The organism is Vibrio sp. 661 (assembly GCF_033339315.1).
Lineage (GTDB): Bacteria > Pseudomonadota > Gammaproteobacteria > Enterobacterales > Vibrionaceae > Vibrio > Vibrio alginolyticus.
Map to the genome: position 1 here is coordinate 1 of NZ_JAWOUJ010000050.1, position 1,614 is coordinate 1,614.

At 41.7% G+C, this 1,614-nt stretch carries 3 protein-coding genes; all 3 read right to left on the minus strand.

Going from position 1 to position 1,614, the window contains the following annotated elements; genetic code table 11:
- Positions 1-235 precede the first annotated feature (235 nt).
- Positions 236-646 carry a cytochrome c-type biogenesis protein CcmH gene (locus R7P69_RS24560; protein ID WP_318121728.1) on the minus strand — a complete coding sequence of 137 codons (411 nt, stop codon included), beginning with the start codon at positions 644-646 and terminating at the stop codon, positions 236-238.
- Complete coding sequence (locus R7P69_RS24565; protein ID WP_005457824.1) at positions 633-1,166, minus strand: DsbE family thiol:disulfide interchange protein; 534 nt, start codon at positions 1,164-1,166, stop codon at positions 633-635. The genes R7P69_RS24560 and R7P69_RS24565 overlap by 14 nt, the downstream gene beginning before the upstream one ends.
- On the minus strand, positions 1,144-1,614 hold a 471-nt coding region (locus R7P69_RS24570), incomplete at its 5' end, for a cytochrome c-type biogenesis CcmF C-terminal domain-containing protein (RefSeq protein ID WP_318121729.1). The genes R7P69_RS24570 and R7P69_RS24565, both read right to left, overlap by 23 nt.

A 1,614-nucleotide genomic window follows, 5' to 3' on the forward strand; every position in this document is an offset into this window, starting at 1 on the left:
TGAAGTCACTTGTGGCAGCTTCGGTGTTTGAAACGCACGAATCTGCGAATAAAAGTCCTTCTTTAACTGCAATATAACTGAATCCACTGCGTACACCTACTGTTGTTCTTTTATTACTTCTCCAGCTCAAATTTTATCGTTAGCTTTATACTGGAGGCTTCATAAATTCCAAAAAATGATAACACTCTGCTTGTTATATGCACAATTTATTTTCCATACTGGAATAATGGTCACATTAATTTCGCTTGATTAGTCGGATCGAAAATAGAGCAAAAAAGATCAAAAATATAATAGGAAAGATCCACAATAGCGCAGTTGAATAATTAAATGGAGGTTGATACAGAACAATATTTCCATATCGTTCAACCAAATAATCTTTTACCTGCTGATCGGAGCTACCTTCATTGACCATGGTATAGACCTTTAACCGAAGATCTTTAGCCGCTGGCGCATTGGACTCAATCAAGTTCTGGTTTTGGCATTGTGGGCAGCGCAATGTCTTAGCGAGCGAGGTTGCTCGTTGTTGCACTTCTACAGATTGAAATTCAAAAAGACCAACGTTCTGCTTAATTTCAGTCCCATTGCTCGCAGGAGAATATAATGCAAGTGCAAAAACGGTAATAAATATATATTTAAATAGCGCCATTAAAATACCTAGAAAATATTGAGTTCCATTTGTCGATCGTGATTGCTCCCCGATATTTGATCAAAACCTTGCCATTTTGATCAATAAGATAAGTTTCTGGTGTACCTATCACTCCCAGCTCAACCGCCAATTCGCCATTTGGGTCACTAATCACGTCTTGATAAGGATTGTTTTTAGAGCTCAAGTAGTTTTGAGCGGCAGAGTTATTATCTCGATAATTCAAACCAATGATCGGCACTCCCGCATCCGCTATCTGCAAAAGTGTTTCATGTTCTTTCTTACAGATCCCACACCATGACGCCCACACATTCAGCAACTTATAGCCATTGTCTTGAAACAACACCTGAGTGACCTCTTTTCCAGAGATAACCGATACAGCGCTGAAATTTGGAACCATTAGCGTGCTTTCCTTTGCTTGCTCAACGTGGGGACGGTCAGATAACGCCGCAACGACCACGACTGAAAAGACGGCAACAACAATAAATAACCCGAATAGTTTAGGCATAGTTTTCGGTGACATTCACGGCCCTCTTTCTTTTGCGATACACAGCCGTCAGTGCGCCAAACACCGCTATCAAACCGCCTGACCATATCCACCAAATCCCCGCCCGGTACTGAACTTTTATCGCATAAGCGTTTGTGCCAACTTTATCCCCCAACGTCAGATAATAGTCTCCGTGCCATAAACTCAGAATCGCGGGCTCAGTCATGTTCATTACTCGCACGGGATAATGGCGTTTTTCAGGTTGTAATACATAGCGAGTCTGATCATCAAGGCGCAAAATGATCCTTGCTTGTTCTGCGGTGTAATTTGGCCCTATTACCCAATCCATACCTTGATAATCGATACCAATGTTTGCTCTTTGATGTGAAACACCTGGCTCTACTCGCAAGTTGTATTGGAACGAGTATTCACTGTTGAAGACAGCTCCTACAACGGCTAAAGAAAAACCGACGTGTGCTAACAC